The organism is uncultured Thiodictyon sp. (assembly GCA_903837595.1).
Lineage (GTDB): Bacteria > Pseudomonadota > Gammaproteobacteria > Chromatiales > Chromatiaceae > Thiodictyon.
Window position 1 is genome coordinate 1 of the sequence record CAILVI010000318.1, and the last position, 19661, is coordinate 19661.

Annotated in this window: 17 protein-coding genes; 5 read left to right on the plus strand and 12 right to left on the minus strand. The window is 64.7% G+C overall.

The genetic code is table 11. The features are described from left to right. From QZY44_RS17525 to QZY44_RS17535, 3 genes are all read left to right on the plus strand, one after another. Window positions 1-285 (plus strand): hypothetical protein (locus tag QZY44_RS17525; RefSeq protein WP_295449033.1); only part of this gene is annotated, 285 nt, incomplete at its 5' end. 223 nt (window positions 286-508) lie between these two features. Next, window positions 509-670: a hypothetical protein gene (locus QZY44_RS17530; RefSeq protein WP_295449035.1), complete on the plus strand. Its 162-nt coding sequence runs from the start codon at window positions 509-511 to the stop codon at window positions 668-670. Further along, entirely contained in the window at window positions 639-1082 is a 444-nt protein-coding gene (locus QZY44_RS17535) for a PIN domain-containing protein (protein WP_295449038.1), read from the plus strand. The genes QZY44_RS17530 and QZY44_RS17535 overlap by 32 nt, the downstream gene beginning before the upstream one ends. Window positions 1083-1128: 46 nt before the next feature. Here the strand turns inward: QZY44_RS17535 and QZY44_RS17540 are convergent, their stop codons facing one another. The 12 genes from QZY44_RS17540 to secA form a co-directional block, all read right to left on the minus strand. After that, window positions 1129-1554, minus strand: coding sequence for a hypothetical protein (locus QZY44_RS17540; RefSeq protein ID WP_295449041.1), 426 nt, complete (start codon window positions 1552-1554; stop codon window positions 1129-1131). Beyond that, window positions 1551-2174, minus strand: coding sequence for a hypothetical protein (locus QZY44_RS17545; RefSeq protein ID WP_295449044.1), 624 nt, complete (start codon window positions 2172-2174; stop codon window positions 1551-1553). Before QZY44_RS17545 ends, QZY44_RS17540 begins: the two co-directional genes overlap by 4 nt. Window positions 2175-2191: 17 nt before the next feature. Further along, a complete protein-coding gene (locus QZY44_RS17550; protein WP_295449047.1) occupies window positions 2192-5455 on the minus strand; it encodes a DUF499 domain-containing protein in 3264 nt (1087 codons plus the stop codon). A gap of 302 nt (window positions 5456-5757) precedes the next feature. Next, the gene (locus tag QZY44_RS17555) at window positions 5758-5946 is read right to left on the minus strand and encodes a hypothetical protein (protein WP_295449049.1); all 189 of its coding nucleotides are present in this window, start codon (window positions 5944-5946) and stop codon (window positions 5758-5760) included. Between the two features lie 12 nt (window positions 5947-5958). Beyond that, a complete protein-coding gene (locus tag QZY44_RS17560; protein WP_295449051.1) occupies window positions 5959-6987 on the minus strand; it encodes an HAD family hydrolase in 1029 nt (342 codons plus the stop codon). A 68-nt stretch (window positions 6988-7055) separates the two neighbouring features. Further along, entirely contained in the window at window positions 7056-9032 is a 1977-nt protein-coding gene (locus tag QZY44_RS17565; protein ID WP_295449055.1) for a sulfatase-like hydrolase/transferase, read from the minus strand. A gap of 111 nt (window positions 9033-9143) precedes the next feature. Beyond that, window positions 9144-9803: a response regulator gene (locus QZY44_RS17570; RefSeq protein WP_295449057.1), complete on the minus strand. Its 660-nt coding sequence runs from the start codon at window positions 9801-9803 to the stop codon at window positions 9144-9146. Then, window positions 9800-11272 (minus strand): ATP-binding protein, encoded by a 1473-nt coding sequence (locus QZY44_RS17575; RefSeq protein ID WP_295449060.1) that lies wholly within the window; start codon window positions 11270-11272, stop codon window positions 9800-9802. Before QZY44_RS17575 ends, QZY44_RS17570 begins: the two co-directional genes overlap by 4 nt. 9 nt (window positions 11273-11281) lie before the next feature. Further along, window positions 11282-11656, minus strand: a complete 375-nt coding sequence (locus QZY44_RS17580; protein ID WP_295449063.1) for a response regulator — start codon at window positions 11654-11656, stop codon at window positions 11282-11284. Between the two features lie 118 nt (window positions 11657-11774). Then, window positions 11775-12722, minus strand: coding sequence for a Nudix family hydrolase (locus QZY44_RS17585; RefSeq protein WP_295449078.1), 948 nt, complete (start codon window positions 12720-12722; stop codon window positions 11775-11777). A 218-nt stretch (window positions 12723-12940) separates the two neighbouring features. Next, a complete protein-coding gene (argJ, locus tag QZY44_RS17590) occupies window positions 12941-14155 on the minus strand; it encodes a bifunctional glutamate N-acetyltransferase/amino-acid acetyltransferase ArgJ (protein ID WP_295449066.1) in 1215 nt (404 codons plus the stop codon). A gap of 9 nt (window positions 14156-14164) precedes the next feature. Beyond that, window positions 14165-16984 carry a preprotein translocase subunit SecA gene (gene secA / locus QZY44_RS17595; RefSeq protein ID WP_295449069.1) on the minus strand — a complete coding sequence of 940 codons (2820 nt, stop codon included), beginning with the start codon at window positions 16982-16984 and terminating at the stop codon, window positions 14165-14167. 429 nt (window positions 16985-17413) lie between these two features. Between secA and QZY44_RS17600 the strand changes: the two genes are divergently transcribed. Both QZY44_RS17600 and QZY44_RS17605 read left to right on the plus strand, forming a co-directional pair. Next, on the plus strand, window positions 17414-17953 hold the full coding sequence (locus QZY44_RS17600; RefSeq protein WP_295449072.1) for a hypothetical protein: 540 nt from the start codon (window positions 17414-17416) through the stop codon (window positions 17951-17953). An 893-nt stretch (window positions 17954-18846) separates the two neighbouring features. After that, entirely contained in the window at window positions 18847-19593 is a 747-nt protein-coding gene (locus tag QZY44_RS17605) for an alpha/beta fold hydrolase (RefSeq protein ID WP_295449075.1), read from the plus strand. Window positions 19594-19661 lie beyond the last annotated feature (68 nt).

Below are 19661 nucleotides of genomic sequence, written 5' to 3' on the forward strand. Positions count from 1 at the left end.
CAGGGGACCCGGCTCAGTGCGCAGGGGACCCGGCTCAGTGCGCAGGGGACCCGGCTCAGCGCGCAGGGGACTCAGGTCAGTGCGCGGGAGACCCGGCTCAGTGCTCAGGGGACCCTCCTCAGTGTGCGGGAGACTCGGCTGCGTACGCCCAGAGGTCATCTCGCTACGCCAACGCCCCGGCGGCGCACTGATCCGCCTGAGTTGCATGGCAAGATGCGGTCCTCCTGTGATCTGTTCGATCGCATCGTCGCGAAGCCCTTGCCGAACGGCTCAAGTATCCCATAGTCTGGGAGGCGAAGGTTACGCGGCCGATCGAGCGACTGATATAGGCCGGAAACACTCAGGGCCACTGTCGGCCGCCGACACCCCTGATACCCCTGACACCCGGCGCCCGCTGCGCTCAACAACGGAGGCTACCATGTTACAGGCAATCGAAGCTGAAATCAGCCCGGATGGCAGGGTTACATTACTTGAGCCTCTCAGGCTTCCACGAACCATGCGAGCCGTCGTGACCATTCTCACGCCGGTCGATGAAGGCTTGCCGAAGCACGGCGCTGGGGCCGCCTTGTTGCATATCCTGGATAGCCCCGACTTTGCCGCGGCGCCCCCAGGCGACCCGGGCACTATGGAGCGCGAGATTGCCGCCAACCGCAGCGCTTGGGGCGATTGATGTGATAAACAAAATCTACCTGGATTCCTGCATCGCCATCTATCTGGTCGAACGGCATCCGCACTTCTTCTTGCCATTGCACTTGCGCATTGCCGCGCAGGTCGATGCGCTGTTCAGCGTCTCCGCATTGACGCGGCTTGAGGTTCTCGCCCGACCGCTGCGGGAGCGTGACCATGCCCTTGCCGCACGCTATGAATCGTTCCTGCGTACTCATGAGATCATTGCAATTGACGATCGGGTGGTCGATGCGGCCTTGCAATGGCGCGTGGCTGGTCTCAAAACGCCGGATGCGTTGCATGTCGCCTTGGCGCAAAGTCATGGATGTACTGGACTGTGGACGAATGACGATCGCTTGGCCCGGGTGCTGCCTGGTTGGAGTGAAAATGTGTTGACGGGCATCGCGCATCCTTAGGGAAACACCGTACGCAGTTCCGCCAATCCGGTGAAAAGGCGAAGCGTCAGGCGCTCCGAGCCGCGAACGCCAGTGGCCGGAGGAATGCCAGGGCCTCGCTGACGAATGCAGGGATGCCCCGCAGGATGTCGCCTTCATCGGTCTGCACCCCGGCCGCCGATTCCCAACACGCGCTGTAGCGGCTAGCACCGATCTCGAACGAGAGGCGGTATCCCTCAGCTACCCAATCCACGGTCAGGGTGCCATTTGGGTTTGGGGTGATCTCCGGGGCTGGGGTATCAGCGGGCAGGGCCGCCAATACGGCCCTGACGTTGGCCAGACAAGCGTGTGCGATCGGATCAGCGCCATAGGAATCCCAGTCAGGCCCGAGGCGCGTCAAATCGGCGAGCCGGGAGAAGGCCGCCGCCATCGGGCCTTCGCAGCACTCGGCGGCATCCTGCTGCGGTGCCGACTTTGCAAGATCGGCGTTCATGCCGCCAGCCGCAGCCGCTCCAGCATTTCCGCAACCCCCTTGTCGTCCGCATGCCCCCCCAACATGATCCGCAACCCGGAAAGCGCCCAGCGGTTGGCGATCGGCCCAAAGCTGACGGTCCGCGACAGCCAGTAGGCGGCCTCTTCACGGGTGAACTGGCGGACACGGTAAGCGATCAGCTCCACGCGATCCAAGTCTTTGATGCGATCCTGCAAACGGAAGATCAGGGCGAGTTTGGCGCCGGCCTCTTCATCCAGGGGTAGGTTGCCGCGGATACGCAGCCCCTCGGCGGTGAGATAGCGGGCAAGCTCCAGGGGGACGCCGGCCGGATCGGTGACACCCTCGACGATGCGGCGCAGCATCGGTAGGCAGCGGTGCAGCGGTTCGCCGCAGAGGTTACCGCGCTCGATCAGGACGGGACGGGCACGGCTGCGCTGGCCGTCAGGCCCCTTGGCGGCCTCGCCCTGGTCGCGGTACTGGCGCTCCTTGACCACCAGCACGGGGACCGGGGCGCCCTGCCATTGCGTGATGCGCAGCAGAAAGGGCGCCTTGGCGCTCTGTTTGGCCAGCCGCTCGGCAAGGTGTTTGGCGAGGTCGAGTGATTCTTTTCTCTTGGCCATGGGTGGCGATCGATAACCTAGTCTTTGCTCAATTCGGCGACGAGCTTGCAGCCGTCCTGTGGCTCATTGATGACGAGTTGGACCTCGGTGTCCTTGTCGTGGGTGGTCAGGGCCATCGCCGGGGCCAGCAGTTCGTCGAGGGCCTTCACATCCTCGGGCTTGAGTTGATCCAGTCGCAGACTGATCTGCCCCCCCGCGGGGAGCTTAAGGCCGCTCACTTCCAGGTAATCGATGGTGGAGGTGCCGCCGGTCTGGTAGATCGACGCGAGCCGCTTCAGCAGTGGCAGGACCTTCTTGCGCGCCTGCTCGCCTGAGAACGACAGGGTTTTGTCCTTCGTAGTCACCCAACCCCGGGTAGCGGCCTCGGTCTTGGTGATGACCTGATAGTCCGGGCCGAGGGTCTCCATCACCCAGTTGGTGGCCCCGCGCAGGACACTGGGGTCGCTGCCCGGGTCCTGGTCCGGGGCATGGACATAGAGGTGGTTGGCCTTGACCAGTTCGTCGATGGCGCGGCCGGTGTCCTGGACTGAGATGTCGCCGTGGGTCTGCGCCACCGCGTCGGCGATATCGGAGACTGAGCAATAGCGGGCCTCGACGATTGCCTTGTGGACCCACTTGAGGATCTGGGCGGGGTCCGGCTTGTCCGCGGCGGTCCAGTTGCGCTGTTTGGCTCCCTGGGGGGTAACCAGGCTCCAGCCCGGCTCGGTGAGGTCGATCGGGAGCGGGAGCTCGCCCGTCTCGCGGGCGTGGAATTCGGCCGGTTTCACCGATTCGGCCGCCCCCATGCGGAAAAGGCACCAGGCGCTGTGGCCTATCCCAGAACGGATGAGCGTGTTGAAGACGCCCTTTTCCTCCAACACGGGCCAGTCACGGCGGCAGGCGAAGGCGCTGCGCAGGTCCTCGAGGGTCTGGTAATCCTTGTTCGCGGCGAAGAACAGTTTGACGGCGGCGCCGGCGGCCGAGCTGGTGAGGGCCAGTTCGGCGGTGACGAGCTTGCCGTCGGCGAGCAGGACCTCGCGGATACTCTCGATGACGGAGCGCCCGCCCTCGCCGCCGGCGGTACTGATCTCGCGGCGGACGATCTTACCGCCCTGCCCCGGAAACCAGAGGTTGCGGTACGCCTGGGTGACGACGGTCTGAAGGGCGTTCTCGCGCTCATCGGTGTCGCGTTTGAAGGTTTGGTCACTCAAGGCGGCATCTGACAGGCCGTAGCCCGCCGGGTTGTGCTTGAGCGTGCGCCGCGCCAGTACGTCGATGCCGATGCCGGTCAGGCGCTCGCGCAGATCGAGTGCGCGGGTGGCGGCGTTGTCGAGCATGTCATCGCCGGGTAGGTGCTCGCCGGCCACCTCGACGGTGTCCGGCACCAGCAAAAATATCAGGTTCTGGTGCAGGCGGGGCTTGTTGGGTCCTGCCTGGGTGATGAACTGCGCAGGGTCCACCGCGGGGCTGTCCAGGGCGATCAGGGCCAGGGTGGGCCCTGATTGGCCCTGGGTGCCCTTGTCGGGGATGCGTTCCGGAAGCTCCACCTCGGCCACGACCTCGAAATTGAGGGTGCCGGGCTTCACTACCTTGCGCGAGGTCTCGTGGATGAGCTGCTCGACGCCCTTGGTACCGCGCAGGGCCCGGCGGATGTCGGCCAGGACGCGGTTGATCGAAACACCGGTGCTCGCGTAATAGCGACCTTCGGTCTCCGAGTAGCGCAGGTAATAGGCCTGGGAGCGCAGGGCGTCGAGGGCCGTTTCGACCTGGGGCGGGGTCATGCCCGGAAAGGCGGTGGCAAACAGGGCGTCCTGCTTGGCGATACCGAAGACGTTGGAACCAAGCCCGTCGCCGAAGCCCGCCAGGCTGTGCAGGAAGACAGTCTTCCACGCGTATTCGTGCAGCGGAAAGCCGTCCGGGTGGGGATTGGCGCGATCGGCCAGGGCGGCGTTGCTGTGCTGTGCCTTGAGGTCGCCGCTGTCGGGGCCGCCGAGGTCGGCGTTGATGATCGGCATCAGCTCGGCACTCTCGGTGCGGCTCACCAGCTCGTCGGAGAGTCGGGGGTCACGTAGATCCAGGTGACAGGCATGGATCATGGGTGCGGGGGACTGGCGGCGCCAGAGGTTGGCGACCGTGAGGGCCAGGACCCGCAGCACGCCGCGGGTCCCCTGGAAGCTCTCGACGGTGGCGAGCTTGTCGGTCAGGTAGTCGATCAGGGTCGGGTGAAAGGGATAGTGGGCGGTCAGGCGCTCCCGATAGGTCTCCTGCCGGGCCTGCTCGGGCAGCAGCAAGGCGGTGCGCCGGTACATCTCCATGTAGGCGTCGGCCGTGGCGGCGGCGCCGTCCTGGTCGATGTGGGCGAACAGGCGCCGCGCCAGCACGCGGGAGATTTCCTGGCCGCGGACCGGCACTACAGCGGTGGCGTCGCGCTGGACGACGCTGCGGACCTCGCCGTCCGCCGCGCGGGCGATCCCGAGCGCTTCCTCCTTCGATACGTCCTGGCCGCGGGCCTTGGAGACCAGGTCCAGGATCATCGCGGTCTGGCGGGCAAAGGCGTCGCGCTGACTGGCCAGGGTGAGGATCACGGCGAGCCCGGTATGCTCCTTGGCGTACTGGAAGAGCGACATCAGGAAGGTGGCGACGCTGGAACGCCCACCCGGCCGGGCGGCCTCGATACGGGCGGCGTAGGCGGCCAGCTCGTCGAGCATGATGAGGACCTTGCGGCCCTTGAAGACGCAGTCGAAATACTCGTCCCCCGGGGAGCCGAAGGAACTGGCCGAGGGGCCGATTGCCTGATAGAGTGCCTCGCCGCCGATCTGGAAGGCGATCTCGCCCCAAAGGGTATAGGGGATCAGCCGGGCGCCATGGGTCTCGTGGATGGCGACGCGGTCGCCGGCGATCCCGACCACCGTGACCTCACCGGGGGCCAGCAACAGGGCGGGGTCGATCACGCCTTGGGCCGCCGCGGCGATGGCGGTGCCCTGGAAGGCCAGGTGGGTGGCGCCGATCAGGGTGTGGGTCTTGCCGCCGCCGAAGGCGCTCTCCATGCGTTGGATGGCCGGATAGGTGGCGTCGGTCCCGCCGAGCCGGCCGAAGCAGTTGCGCAGGACCTGGCGCATGCCCTCGGTGGGATAGGTTCCCTCGCCGAAGAAGGCCACCGGGTCGGTGTAGATGTTCTGGACCACGTCGGGATCGCCCCGGTAGTGGTCGATGACCTGCATCAGGTTGGCAGTGAAGATTTCCGGGTTGAGAGTGCCGGCGAGTAGATCCGCGCGGGGCTGGCAGGACTCCAAGATCGACATCGGCAAACTCCTTATCTGGCTTGAACCTCCATTGGGCCATAATCCCCGGATGGTCGCAATCACTTGAGCGCCGCGCCGAATGGGTGCAGCGCCATGATGATGGGCCGATGGGCGGCGGGGAATCGGGTCGGCTCCATCGCATCGGGGGCGAGCCAGTCGAGAGGCTGCCCCTCCCGTCCCTGGTGGGGGTGCCGGCGTGGGCATCGACCCGGCACACATCCGGCAGGATATGGCGGTCGCCATCGTCGTGATGGACCCGTATCATGGCATCGTCGGCACCACTGGCGCGGTTCAGGATCGGCTCAATACCAACCGGGGCCGCCTATCCCACCCCAGGCACCCCAGTTCATCGACGCCGCCTGGTTCAGCTCCGCGGCCTCCAGGTTCTGGTCGCTGGTCTGTCTAGCCACGCGCAATTGCTGGTAGGCCTGATACTGCTTGGGTTCGCCGACGTAGGCCTGGTTGTTCTTCACATGTTCTCGTTTGACCATGGCCCGCGGATGCTATTGATCAAACGCGAAGACGCGTTTCCAATCGCTCTTGATGCTGATGACCGTCCAGCCCGCCTTCTTCGCCTCGTCATACAGCGCCTGGGTGAAGCTGCCGACCGTGGTGTCGGGCAGCCCTTGCGTCAGGCCATAGGCATATTCGCGCGCGGCGTCATCATGCAGCACGAGCATGGACAGCCGCGCGCCGTCACCGGCCTTGGTGTATTCCAGCATCTGGCGGTCGCCGGTGGAGTTGCCGAAGGCGGCATGGGGACGCTGGCCGATCATCAGGTGAATGCCCTCGGGCTTGCCTGCATGGTCATCGTTGAGCAGGAGCTTGGGCTCCTTGATCAGGAACGGCATGCCGTTCTTATCGTATTCATATTTTGTCACACCGGCGCTGCCGACCACCTGTTCCGGGGGGATGCCGTAGACCGCATCGGAATAGACGCGCACAAAGTCCTGACCACCCCCGGTGACGATGAAAGTCTTATAGCCGTTGTCCCGCAGATAATGCAGGACCTCCTGCATCGGCTGGTAGGTCAACTCGGTAAAGGGTCGATGCCAGCGTGGGTCGCGGGCCTTGGCGAGCCACGCCTTGACCTCGGCCTGGAACGCGTCGGTCGACATGCCGGTCAGCGTCGCGACAAGAATCTTTTCGAGCGCCTTCATCGGCAGCTTGGCAATCGCCTCGCGGTCGCCCGACAGGACCGTCTTGAACGGCTCGACCTCGCGCAATTGGGGCTGTTTATCGACCAGCTTGGGAACCTGATCCAGGCAATACATCACTTGCGTGTAAATCGGGTGCGAGACCCACAGGGTGCCGTCCTGGTCGAAGGTGGCGATACGCTCGACGGGCGGTACGAATTTCGCGCTCGACTGGTCGGTGGTCTCATTCACGAAGGCGACGATGGCCTGCTTAGCGGGGCCATCGTTCCAAGAGGGTAGCGGATCGGTCGCCGCCAGGGCGCGGGTAGGCAGGACGAGCAGGGCGCCCAATGCCAAAAGGCGCGTGAACGCGGCAAAGGTGGGCATGGGTTTCATCACTGGCATCTCCCTTATAGGTTCGAGTGGGCGACCCTTGCGGGCCGCCCACTCGCTGAGGTCTGGGACTATTCCCCCGCGTGGCTGATGTGCTTCGCGTCCTTCATCGCCTCAATCACCTGATCCAGGTTGTAGCTCGCCGGCGTTTGCAGCGGCGGAAACGCCCGGTAGGTCTCCAGCTCCTTCAGCCACATCAACTGCCCGATGGGCAGCAGGTTCCAGTCATAGATATAGGCCGTGCTCGGGGCCGCCAGCGCGCCGCCGTAACCCAGCAGCGTCTTCTGGTCCTCGGCGACGGCCTGCTCGAAGGGATCGCGCTTGATGTTGTTGACCTGGGTCCAGTGATAGGTCACGACTCCCGTCAGACCGCCGGTCGACGACGAGGGTGCCATCGAGTAGTAGAACTTCCAGTTCTTGTAGCGAACCGCGGACGGATGCACGCCGGTGTAATAGAAGAAGTAGTCGCGCGCGGAAGCGCCCTTGCCTTCCAGATAGTCGCGCTGATTGACGCCATCGAGCGTCGTCTTGACGATACCGGGGTAGGTACCCGCCTCAACCTGCTTCTTCAGGCCGTCCCCCTTGGGACCGCCCGCGATATCAACGAGGGTCGGCAGCCAGTCAAGCGCGGAAACGATCTGATCGTTGACCGTGCCGGGCTTGATGTGTCCCGGCCACCGCACTACGAGCGGAGCGCGCATTCCGCCTTCCCAGGTCGTGAGTTTCCCGCCACGGAAGGGCGTGACGCCGCCGTCCGGGTAGGTGATGGCCTCGGCGCCGTTGTCGGTGGTGAAGACGACGATGGTGTTATCGAGCTCGCCCATCTCCTCCAGCTTCTTCAGGACATAGCCGACGTTATCGTCGAGCTGCTTCATGCCGACTTCGTTGATGCCCCAGTCCTTGCCGCCCTTCTCGCCCAGCATGGCTTCGTATTTGGGCGAGAGCATGGTCGTGATGTGCATGCGCGCCGGGTTGTACCAGACGAAGAAGGGCTTGCCGGTCTTCTTGGGGTCGTTACGGTCCAGGTAGTCGATGACCTTGGTCGAGATCTCCTCATCCACGGTCTTGGAACGCTCCAGCGTCAGCGGCCCTTCGTCTTTGCAGGTCTGGTTCTTTTCCGTGCCGTCGGACGACTTGCAGGCAATGATGGGCCGCGGCGGGGTCATGCAGAGTGCGGTCTTCGGATCGAGCGCACCGGGCGGGTCCGAGAGCCCGGGGACCGGGGTGTTCTTGCACGGGGGTACGACCGTCTGCTCGGTCGGGGACTTGTTGATGTCCGGGAAGCTCACGCCCTGCATCGCATCCAGGTGGTACAGATAGCCCCAGAACTCCTGGAAGCCGTGGGCGGTCGGCAGGGAGGCCGTCTTGTCGCCCAAGTGATTCTTGCCGAACTCGCCGGTGTTGTAGCCGAGGTCTTGCAGGAATTTGGCGATTGCCGGGGTGCCGGGCAGCAACGAACTGGTGGCGCCGGGCAGTTGGGGCATGATCATGCCCGCGCGCAGTGGGTGCATGCCGGTGAAAAAGGCCGTGCGCCCGGCCGTGCAGCTCTGCTCGGCGTAATAGGTCTGAAAGAGCGCACCTTCCTGGGCGATGCGGTCAATATTGGGCGTCTCCCCGACCATGAGGCCACGGTGATAGGCACCGACGTTCATGATGCCGATGTCGTCTCCCATGATGAAGAGGATGTTGGGCTTTTTGGCGTCGCCCGCGCTCGCGACGCTGCGAGCAGCAGGGGCCGCCTGCGCGGCGGCGCCGATGACCAGTTTCTGACCCTTCCTGACGTCGTCTGCAGACAGCTTGTTCTGCGCCTTGAGATCCGCGACCGGAATCTCGAAGCGCTCGCTGATGACATCGATCTCATCGCCGTCGACCACCGCGTAGGTAGCGGTGACAGTGTCGTAGGCGCCGCGGGCATGGCGGCGTGCGCCCTGGTCGGCGGCCTGGGCGCTGACGGCGCTCAGACAGACCGTCAAGGCGAGAACTGAGCAGGCCGTCGTCAGCCCGGGGGGGAAGGCCGATTCAACAACCGATGGTTTCTTGCGTTGCATACGCGCGTTCCTCAAACAGATGGAGTGGCATGGCCGTGAGAGTTTGCAGGCACGCTCAGCCGGTTCAGCCGGCGCCGCTCCTGGCAGCCTAGCCGCACGCCCGCGCTGCGACTACTGCCCTTTAGGGCAGGTCGGCGGGTGCTCCACGAACAGACCCAACTCCTGGACCAGACGGGTCAACTCGGCCACGGAGCGCAGCTGGAGCTTGGTCGTGATGGCCGTGCGATGTAGCTTGACGGTGCGCTCGCCGATCCCGAGATCGGCCGCGATCTGCTTGTTCAGCCGTCCCCGCACCACCTGCCGCAGCACGTCGTGTTCCCGCGGGCTGAGGGTGTCGAGCCGGGTGCGCAGCGCGCGCAAACGGGCGCCTTCCGCGCGCTGGCGGGCGTCGCGGGCGATCGCCCGGTCCACGGCGGCGAGCAGGTCCTCCTGAGGCGCTTGCTTGGTGAGGAAATCCTCGGCACCGTGGCGCATTGCACGCACACTCGTAGGGATATCACCTTCGCCGGTCAGAAAGATCACCGGCAGCGCATTCGCTTGCCGCAACAGCGCTTGCTGTAGGTCGAGGCCGTCCATTCCCGGCATCCGCAGATCGGCGATGACGCAGCCCGGGGTATCGCCGAGTTGCGCGAGCAGCTCGGCCGCCGAGGCAAAGGTCCGAACCGTGCGGCCCGCCGCCCGCAGCAGGCGCCCGACGGCCACCAGGAAGGAGGCGTCGTCGTCAACGACATGGACCACCGGCCCGTGATCACTCTGGGTGGCGTCGCTCACGGTGCGGGTGATTCCTCCACCAGCGGAAGTGTAAAGCGAAAGGTCGCGCCGTCCGAGCCGTTGTTCTCCGCCCAGATGCGTCCGCCGTGCGCCTCAATGATGGTGCGTGAGATCGCGAGCCCGATGCCCATGCCGTGCGGCTTGGTGGTAAAGAACGGCTCGAACAGTTGCCCGAGTTGGTCCGGGGCGATCCCGTGCCCGCCGTCACTGACGCTCACTTCAACCGCGCGCTCGTCAGGGCGTTGCGCCCCCACTCGCACCTGCCGCCGCTCGGCGGGCAGGTGTCCCACGGCATCCATCGCGTTGAGCACGAGATTGAGCAGCACCTGCTGAAGGTGTACGGCATCGCCCATGACCAGCGGCAGCCCGGGGGCGGCGGCGATCTCCAGGCGGGTCTGGCGGGCCGCGGCATCGCCGCGCGTCAGTGCGGCCACCGTGGTCAACAGGTCGCCCACCGACAAGGCGCAGGGGGCGAGGCTGCGGCGTTTGAGCAAGGTACGCAGCCGCTCGATGACGTCGCTGGCACGTCGGTCGTCCTGGCGGATGTCCAGCAGAATGGCACGCAGTTCATCCAAGTCCGGCGGGTCCTGAGCGAGGAAGAGCTCGGCGGCCTCGGCGTTACGCAGGATGGCCCCGAGCGGCTGGTTCAGCTCGTGGGCGAGCGCCGAGGCAAGCTGTCCCATCAGCGAGACGCGGCTGGCGTGGGCCAACTGACTGCGCAACTGTTGCAGGACCATCTCGCTGTCCTGCAATCGGGAGGCAAGCTGTGCCGCCGCCAACACGTCGGCGTGCAACTCGCTCGCCATCGCCACCAGGATGACAAGATAGGCCCAACTGATCAGGTAGGGCATCTGCACGGCCCCCGTTTCGATCAAGGCCGCCTGGCCCCCACCCACCAGGAAGAAGAGCACGATGCTGCCCCCGACCACCGCCGCGCGCCAGCGCCCGCCACGGCGCCACAGTCTGGCCGAGGCATCCACCACGAACACGATCAGCGCCAGGACCGCCAGATAAGGGAATACATTCCAGGGATTCGGCACACCCTCGGCCAGGTTGAAGGTGACCCCGCCGAACGTCTCGACCGTTCTGAAGCCGGTGATCTGCTGGTAGGTCATCCCCGACCCGGGAAGATAGTCGAACGCCAATCCCACCGCGTAGAGGCCCGGCACCGCCAGCGCGAGCCATTTGCTGCCGGTACCGAAATAGACCCAGATGAACGCGGTGAGCGAGACCATCATCAGGCCGACCGCGATGTCCAGCCAACGCATCAACGGCCACCAGTCGGCCAAGTTGTCGGCGCGCGTCAAGGCCAGCTCCAAACCGGAAATGCCGGCGACGGCAAAGGCGCTGAGTGCAAATAGCAGGCGGGCCGCACGCGGCGGTTGAGTCAGGCCGATGCGTAACTCGATCAGCCCCAGGGTGAGGCAGGCGGACGCGACCATCGGCCAGGCAATGGTGATCCAATTCATGGCGGGATATTAGACGACGCGCCGAATGGCGTCGAGTAGCTCGCTCCCGGCGTCCGTCTTGCGGAAAAACCCCACACACCCCCCTGCCATCGCCTGCGCACGCGCCTGGGGATCGTCGTGAGCCGTAATGAAGAGCACCGGCGTGGTCACGCCCTCCACCGCCAGCTGCCGCTGCAGGTCGAGCCCGGACATGCCGAGTAACTGCACGTCGAGCAACAGGCACGCGAACCGCGGTTGCCGCACGTCCGCGCGAAAATCTTCGGCGGACGCATAGGCGGTCGGCTGCATCCCGGCGGCGCGCAACAGGCGCGCGAGCGAGCGTCGAGCGCTCTCGTCATCTTCGACGATCGCGACGCGGACATTGCTCAAGCGGTTCTTGGTCATCGTTCGACAGCGTAGCGATCACATCGCGGTGGGGGTACTGCCCCTTGGGGAAGGTATCGCCCGTCACATTGCTGTGAGGCAGGAAACGAGCGACTGCAACGGCGTTAACCCTACAAAGTCAATTGGGCCACAATCCCCGGATGGCGGCGACCCCTTGGGCGCCGTGCCCAATGGCATCGGAGAGATCCGTGGTGGTGAGCCCGCCCAGGGCATAGACCGGCAGGGGGATGGGGTCGACGAGCGCCGCGAACCCCGGCCAACCCAGGGCGCGCGCCTGGGGGTGGGTCGCGGTGGGTTTGACCGGTGACAGCAGCGCGTAATCGAGCCCCAGGGCGGCGGCGCGGCTGAGCTCCGCGGCGTTGTGGCAGGAGGCGCCCACCAGCTCATCAGGCGCCCCGGGTCGCCGTTGCAGGGCGGCCAGTCGGTGCGCGGTGAGGTGCAGACCGTGGCACGGACAGTCCGCGACGGCGACGGGGTCACGGTTGAGCAGGAGCCGCGCGCCGGCCGCCGCGCAGAGCGGGAAGGCGCGCCCGGCCAGGTCGCGATAGGCGGCATCGTCGAGTTCATGGGCGCGCAATTGGACCAGGCGGATACCGGCCTCAAGCACCCGCCGCAGCCGCGCCAGCAGGGTGGCCGGGTCGCGGGGGTCCGCGCCGGTGATCAGCAAGCGTTGGGGCAGACGCAGCGCCATGATGATGGGCCGATCGGCGGCGGGAAACCGAGTCGGGTCCATCGCATTGGGGGCGAGCCAGTCGAGTGGCTGACCCTCCCGTCCGTGCGGGGTGCCGGCGTGGGCGACGACGCGGCGCACGTCCAGCAGGATATGGCGGTCACCATAGTCGTGATGGACCCGAATCAGGGGGCGGCTGGTGTGGATCTCAATGCCGAGTTCCTCAGCGAGTTCCCGGGACAGACCCTGCTCGGGGGTCTCGCCGGGCTCCAGCTTGCCGCCAGGGAACTCCCAGAGGCCGCCCTGATGGGCGGCCTCTGGGCGGCGCGTGACCAGGACCCGACCCTCAGCGTCCTGGAGGACCCCGGCCATGACATGGATCTGCTTACTGGACAGGGGCACGACGTCCTCTTTTTCCTTCCTCGTGACACGGCTGCGAGAGTGTGGAAGCAATCGCCGCTGCACCGATCCAAGCACCCGCTGTAGGCTGGGTAGAGCGTAGCGAAACCCAGCAATCAACGCTTGGTCGAAGCGCTGACGGTGGGTTTCGCTGCCCTCAACCCATCCTACGGGAATACTGTCACAGTCTCCGCCGCAGGGTCACGAGAACAACGTTAAGACCGGTACTCCGCATTGATCCGCACATAGTCGTATGACAGGTCGCAGGTGAGGATCTCGGCGCTCGACTCGCCACGACCGAGCGCGACCCGGATCAGGATCTCGGGTGCGCGCATCACGGCGGCCCCGGCGGCCTCGGTATAGGTGGGGGCACGCCCACCGCCGTCGACGATCAGCACCTCGCCGAGCCAGACCCGCACCCCGGCAATCACCAGATCATCGAGACCGGCACGGCCGATGGCGGCCAGGATGCGGCCCCAGTTGGGGTCGGAGGCGAAGAGCGCCGTCTTCACCAGCGGGGAGTGTGCAATGGTATAGCCGACCTGACGCGCCTCGGCGTGACTGGCGGCGCCCTCGACGCGGACCGTCACCAGTTTGGTGGCACCCTCGGCGTCGCGCACGATGGCGGTGGCCAACTCCACGCAGACGGCATCCAGCGCGCCCTGGAAGGACGCATAGTCCGGGCTCGCGGCGGCGGCGATGGGCGCATTGCCCAGGGCGCCGGTCGCGGCCAGTACACAGGCATCGTTGGTGGAGGTGTCACCATCCACGGTGATGGCGTTGAATGAACGATCCACCGCGGAATGCAGACAGGCGGCGAGGAAACCGGGCTCGACCGCGACATCGGTGGCCAGAAAACCGAGCATTGTGGCCATGTTCGGGCAGATCATGCCGGCGCCCTTGGCCATGCCGGTGAGGGTGGCGGTGCGCCCGCCCACCTCGAACTGGCGGGAGACGAGCTTGGGCACCCGGTCCGTGGTCATGATGGCACGGGCGGCCTCCGGCCAGTGGCCCGCCGCGAGCTGGCCCAAGAGTGCGGGCAGGGCGGTGGCGATGCGCTCCACCGGCAGATGCTCACCGATGACACCGGTGGAGAACGGCAAAACGCGCTCGGGCGCATCCCCGGTCAACTCGGCCAGGGCCTGGCAACTCGCGCTGGCGTCCAGCAGCCCGCGGGCGCCGGTGCCGGCATTGGCGTTGCCGGCATTGATCAGCCACCAACGCGGCGCACCCGCCCCCAGATGGGCGCGGGCCAGCGTGACCGGGGCGGCACAGAAGGCATTGCGGGTGAAGACGGCGGCGCAGGTGCTGCCGGCGGCCAGCTCAAAAAGGACCAGGTCGTTGCGGTCCTGGTAGCGGATGCCGGCGGCGCCGGCGGCCAGACGCACGCCGGGGACCGGCTGGAAGTGCAGTTCGGGTTGCTCGGTCATGCTCGGGCCTCAGGCGACCCGGCCATGGCATTGCTTGTACTTCTTGCCCGAACCGCAGGGACAGGGCTCGTTGCGACCGACCTTCTCCTCGCCGCGCACAAAGGGCTGGTGGGCCTCCTCCCCGACCGCGGCCCCGTCCGGGGGTGCCGCGTCGTCGGCAGCGGCACCGAAACCGCGGAACTCCTCATGCTGGAACTGAAAGTCGCGGGCCGGCAGCAGCTGCGGCGCCAACTCAGGGACCCGCTCGGCCACCTGGACCTGGAGCTTGCACAGCGTTCCGACCACCTCCTGTTTGATGTCATCCAGCATCGCGGAGAACATCTCGAAGGCCTCGCGCTTGTATTCCTGCTTGGGGTTCTTCTGCGCATAGCCGCGCAGGTGGATACCCTGGCGCAGATAGTCCATGGCCGCCAGGTGGTCCTTCCAGTGGGTATCCAGGGCCTGGAGCATCACCGCCTTCTCGAACTGGCGCAGGGCCGCGGCACCCGCCTGGGCACCCTTGTTGGCATAGTCCGCGGTCAGGGCGTCGGCAATGCGTCGCCGCAGGGTCTCCTCGTGCAGGTCGTGGTCGGTCTCCAGCCAGTGACGAACCGGCCAGTCACCACCGAAGGTGTCCGCCAACGTCGCCTCCAGACCGGGCAGGTCCCACTGCTCCTCCAGGCTCTCGGGCGGGATGCAGGCGTTGAGCGTGGCCTCCAGGATGTCGGCACGCATGGCCTCAATGGTCTCGGAGACGTCGTTGGTATCCATCAACTCGCGGCGCTGGCGGTAGATCACCTTGCGCTGGTCGTTGGCGACGTCGTCATATTCCAGGAGCTGCTTGCGGATGTCGAAGTTGCGCCCCTCGACCTTGCGCTGGGCGTTCTGGATCGCCTTGGTCACCCAGGGGTGCTCGATCGCCTCGCCCGCCTGCATGCCGAGCCGCGACATCATTGATGCCACCCGCTCGGAGGCGAAGATGCGCATCAGGTTGTCTTCAAGCGACAGATAGAAGCGGCTGGAACCCGGATCGCCCTGGCGCCCGGAGCGACCGCGCAACTGGTTGTCGATGCGCCGCGACTCGTGGCGCTCGGTGCCGACCACATGGAGCCCGCCGGCGGCGACCACGGCCGCGTGACGCTCTTTCCAGGCGGCACGGATGGCCTCGCGGTCGGCGCCCGGGCCGGCCTGCTCCAGCTCCGCATCCAGGTTGCCGCCGAGCACGATGTCGGTCCCGCGACCGGCCATATTGGTGGCGATGGTGACGGATCCCGGGCGACCCGCCTGGGCGACGATGCCGGCCTCGCGCTCGTGCTGCTTGGCGTTCAGCACCTCGTGCGGGACCTTGCCCTCCACCAGCAGCTTGGAGACCAGCTCCGAGGTCTCGATGGACGCGGTACCGACCAACACCGGCTGACCGCGGGTGACGCAGTCGCGGATGTCCTCGACCACCGCCTTGTATTTCTCCGCCTGGGTCAGATAGACCAGGTCACCGTTGTCCTTGCGGATCATCGGCTGGTTGGTCGGGATGACCACCACCTCGAGCCCATAGATCTGTTGGAACTCGAAGGCCTCAGTGTCGGCGGTGCCGGTCATACCCGCGAGCTTCGGGTAGAGCCGGAACAGGTTCTGGAAGGTGATGGACGCCATCGTCTGGTTTTCGGCCTGGATCGGCACCCGCTCCTTGGCCTCCACCGCCTGGTGCAGACCCTCGGACCAGCGCCGGCCCGGCATGGTGCGGCCGGTGAACTCGTCGACGATGACGATCTGGCCCTCGCGCACGATATATTCCACGTTGCGTTGGAAGAGTGCGTGGGCGCGCAGCGCGGCATAGACATGGTGCATCAGCACGATGTTGCCGGGGTCATAGAGCCCGTCGCCCTCGGCCAGCACGCCGATCTCCACCAGCATCTCCTCCACGTGCTGGTGACCATCCTCGCTCAGGAAGACCTGACGGGCCTTCTCGTCCACCGAGTAGTCGCCGGGCCCGAAGTCGGGCTTGCCCTCATCGTTGATCATCGGGTCCTGACGGGTCAGGCGCGGGATGATGGCGTCGATCTTCAGATACAGGTCGGTGCTGCCCTCGGACGGACCCGAGATGATGAGCGGCGTGCGCGCCTCGTCGATCAGGATCGAGTCGACCTCGTCCACGATGGCGTAGGCGGGGTCGCGCTGACTGCGTTGCTCCGGCGCAAAGGCCATGTTATCGCGCAGATAGTCGAAACCGAACTCGTTGTTGGTGCCGTAGGTGATGTCCGCGGCATAGGTCTCGCGGCGGGTCACCGGGCGCAGGTGGCGGTAACCCTGATCGCCGGTCGGCTCGTAATCGGGATCGTAAAGGTAGGAGGCACCGTCCGGCCCCAGCAACCCGGAGGAGTTGATGACCCCGACCGAGAGCCCAAGCGCGTGGTAGATGCGACTCATCCAGGCCGCGTCACGCCGGGCCAGATAGTCGTTGACCGTGATGACGTGTACGCCCTTCGCGGGCAGGGCATTGAGATAGGCGGCGAGCGTGGCGACCAGGGTCTTGCCCTCACCGGTGCGCATCTCCGCGATCTTGCCGTTGTGCAGGACCATGCCGCCGACCATCTGGACGTCGAAATGACGCATCCCGAGCACGCGCTGCCCGACCTCGCGCACGACGGCGAAGGCCTCGGGCAGCAGACTCTCCAGGTCCTCCCCGGCGGCGAGCCGCGCGCGGAACTCCTGGGTCTTGCCCGTGAGCGCCGTGTCTGAGAGGGCCTGGAGTCCGGGCTCCAAGTCATTGATCCGGGTAACGGACTTGAGGAGCTTCCTGACCAGCCGTTCGTTGCGGCTGCCGAAGATCTTCTTAAACAGATTGCTGACCATCGATAGGAGGAAGAGCCGTGTGGGATAAACGACGGGATCTTACCGGAAACCCGGGCCGGACGCAGGCCCGGCGAACGATGCAGCGCCAGGCCAAGGTTGCCGGGCATCTTGGCAAGACGCTCCGCCTCAATCTTGCTACCAACCTAAGCCCCGAAGGGGCAAGACATATCAGCCCAGGGCAACGCCCTGGGTCAGCGCCATATCACCGGTCTAGCCCTGAAAGGGCGTGACATATCGAACTGCGCCGTTATGTCACGCCCTTTCAGGGCTAGGCTCACGTATAACCTTATACCCAGGGCGTTGCTCTGGGCTGGTATGTTCGACCCCGTTGGGGTCGGTACGCAAGATAGGCTGGAGCCGGGTACCAGGCCCCCGCCGCCTGCTACCCTAGAGGCCCGACCACCACTGAACCCGCGAGGACGTAAGACGATGAAAAACCAACCTGTGCTGGCATTTCTACTCGGGGTCTGGCTCGGCGGCTCGGTGCTGATGGGGGCCGTGGCCGCCTACAACTTCGCCGGCTTCGCCCACCTGTTCGAGCGCAACCCGGCGCTCGCCCAGCACGCGGGCTTCGACCTCAAGGACGCCGACGCCAAGAAGGCGAGCCTCCTGTGGGTCCACTCAGCGGAACTCAACCGGGTGCTCTTCCACTACTGGAACCGCACCCAAATCGTGCTTGGTGCCTTGGTGTTGGTGCTCGCGCTGCGCGCGCGGGCATCCTGGCCGGCGATTGCGCTGCTGGGGCTGGGACTCGCCCTGGTGGTCTATGTGCACCTGGGGATCGAACCGCAACTGGTGGACCTGGGGCGGCAACTGGACTTCGTCTCCCGTACCCCGCCCCCGCCCGGGCTCGCAACCTTCCAGCAACTGCACCAATATTCGGTCATCGCCGATGGGGTCCGACTGGCGCTGCTATCGGCGGCGGCGCTGATCCTGCTCTTTACCGGCAAGGCGGGGCGGCCGACCTGATGCCTGCGCCTTGGACTCCAGACCTTGCTTCATTACTATTACACACGTCGCATGCCTCATTAGCCTCTCTGGGACATTCGATCCCGGCGGTGAAGCGCATGACGCGCTGAAGGCCAAGCCAAAGCTCCAACAGCAGCGCGACATTCAGGTCGCGGACCATTCGCCCGGGGCGCATCCGGCGGGCCACGGCGCCGACCACCACGAAGAACAATGCCGGGGCGCGCTCAGTGCCTTGGTGCTCACGTTGCGGCGCCTCGAGACGGTCAGTGTCGCGGCGGTGGGTCGGTCAGCAGACGCCCAATCCCTATGGGGTTGACCCCAGGCGGCACGCCGATCTCACGGGCGTAGCCTTCGCCCCAGCGCACACGCTCTCTGCATCCCGGCGCGTGCCAGCCGGGCTTTTCGGTACCCGTGCGCCGAAAAGAGACGCTTGAGCCGATGCTCCCGCCCGGCTGACTGGAGCAGCGTGAAAAACACGATGTCCCATAGCGTGGCCCCCCTGCACCTATAATTACTTTTGCCACTTTTGCAAGCTCTTATGAGCCTTTGCTAACAGCGCCAAGAGTCATCATTAACCAAACTCCCAAAATATCTAGATTTTATATTTTTTCAAATTTTCCAATAAACCCCTAAGAACCTGCTACGCTTCTTAGATGAAGCATTGATTCCCCATCAAGGCGGCCGAGCTAATTCTGAAAATAATTCTAATGAAGTGTTGATCCAACCAACTTACGTCACTGACGTGCGTCACCCACTACCTGTAGTGGTTTCTCAAACTATGCCGGACATTTATGTGCGATTTCGCAAATGGCACGACAAGGCATATTACCAATCAGATCAATTGTTTTACTGATGCTCGCCCGAGATCGATACCGCACTCGGAGGATTAAAAAGTGAACAACTATCCAATGTCACCAGGATGTCGGTTTGCCCTATTTTTGAAAATCTTCTTGGCGGCATTGCTATTGCTGAAATGGATGATTGTATCTGCGCAAGGCGCCCCACAATACCCGGTCATTTTTGTTCATGGGATTAATGATTCAGCGCTTTCATTTATGACCATGATTGACCATCTTGATACAACCGAAGACAATACCGGCGTGCGCTTATTAGCCTGGAAAGATTCCTCTGGGCCTCTATCGTGTAGCTGGAAAACCTTAACAAATAGCGAACCTTCAAACTGGACACCTATTGGACCTGGAGATGTATCAAGATGGCACGCGAAAATCTATTTCGCAATAGACTTCTCAGACAACACAGATTTAAGATTTAGTCAACAGGCAGTTGAGTTGAAACGGGTTATTGACTGTGTAGTGGCAATTACCGGAAAACCTCAAGTCATTTTAGTGGCGCACAGCATGGGAGGAATAGCCGCGAGATTTTATCTTCAGAATCTTACTCAAGATCGTACAACTTGGCAAGACGATGTCGTCAAACTAATAACGATAGGTACGCCACACAATGGTTCGCCGTTAGCCAATTTGACAGGGCTTTTCAGGCTTGTCGTCAACGACATCGCCAGCACGATTTATCGTAACTGTTCAGGTACCCCGGCCAAGCTACCCCAGCTGAGGCATCGGCGGGTTGCCCTGGAACGTCATGACCAAGGCTTGGTAGGTATCGAAGGATTGCTTGTGTAAGGTCGAGAGGTATGAGCGGACGGTGGCGAACTCCGTGGCGCCGCTGCCGGAGCTGAAGCAGCCGGAGA